We start from the raw sequence: 1,305 nt of genomic DNA on the forward strand, positions 1-1,305 counted from the left end.
GTCGTAGGTGTACGGCCGCCGCAGCATGGCCTCGCTCCGGTCGAGCTGCCGCGCCCGCGCGATGTGGGACTCCGGCGGGATCACGGGCAGGCCCACCTCGTCGACCGCGTCGAAGTCGGCCGGGTCGTGCTCGTGCACCCCGGTCAGCGGGGCGCCGGTGTCGAGCCGCCGGCCGACGCTCAGCTCGCGTGAGGTGCGGTCGATCTCCTCCCACGTGTCCATCGTCATGCGGATCCGCCGCAGCACGAGCGAGGACCCACCCCGCATCCACCGCTGGACCTGCCCGTCAGACGAGGTGCCGTCGGAGAACAGGACCTGATCGAAGTCCACATCCTGCTCGGTGGGGTTGACGGTGCCGTCGATCTGCCCGAACGGGTTGCGTTGCGTCCGCCCGCTGGGGTCGGTGCCGACGGCCTTGCGAAAGCCCCGCTGCGCCCACCGCTGCCGTGCGACACCCCGCACGCCGGATGCGAGGATCCGCGCGGCGTGCGAGACGATCAGCGAATCGTCGGCGCAGATCTGCAGGAGCAGGTCGCCCTCGGACCACCGGTCCTCTAGCTGGTCGATCTGCGGGAACGCGGGCAATTGCGCGAGCCAAGACGGCCGTTTCTCCGGCAGCCCGGCGGCGTCGAAGAAGCCGGGCCCGAGGCCGATCGTCACGGTGAGACGCGCCGGGTCCTCGGCGAGCTCTGGCTCGAGATCGGCCAGGCCGCCCCGCCCCTGGGTGAGGCGGGCGGCGTCCTGGGACCAGGCGCGCAGGACGCCCTGGATCTCGGTGCGTGTAGCTCCGGGGATGATGTCGAACGCCACGAACGCCGCGTGTGACTGCGGTGCCGTGGTGATGCCGGACTGGTGCGGGCCGTGGAACGGTTCCGTGGTGGTCCCCACGACCCGCGAGTCGGCGACCGTCTTCCAGTCGGCGATCGCCTCGTCGTCGTCGACGACACCCCGCCCCGCGTAGCCCGCGGCGCCCCCGACGACGCCGCCGCCCACCACGGCCGCGACGCCGCCGGTGAGCACGGACCGCCGGGACAGGCCGCGCCTGATCAGACCACGTCGGGCCTGGTCAGCCATCGTGAGTCATGCCTCCGTGCGCCTCGTGGCCGGAAGCGGCGTGCCCGCCGCCGACGTACTCCTCCTCGCCGCCTTGGAAGTCGCGCGCGAAGACTGTGACGTCCTGTTCGGCGCCGTCGAACTCAAGGGTCAGCGTGATCTGCTGACCGGTGGTGATGGGCTCGTCGAGGTCCATGAGCATGATGTGGTTTCCGCCGGGCTCCAGGACGAGCTCGCCGCCGGCGGGGATGA

2 protein-coding genes are annotated in these 1,305 nt (G+C 71.8%); both read right to left on the reverse strand.

The annotated features are described in order from the left end of the window. Nucleotides 1–1,074, reverse strand: a 1,074-nt coding sequence (locus G6018_RS15490; protein ID WP_182640098.1) for a Dyp-type peroxidase, incomplete at its 3' end; no start/stop codon positions are given. Continuing rightward, on the reverse strand, nucleotides 1,067–1,305 hold a 239-nt coding region (locus tag G6018_RS15495; protein ID WP_182640099.1), incomplete at its 5' end, for a copper chaperone PCu(A)C. The genes G6018_RS15495 and G6018_RS15490, both read right to left, overlap by 8 nt.

The organism is Dietzia sp. DQ11-44 (assembly GCF_014145205.1).
In the GTDB taxonomy this organism is placed as follows: Bacteria; Actinomycetota; Actinomycetes; order Mycobacteriales; family Mycobacteriaceae; genus Dietzia; species Dietzia natronolimnaea.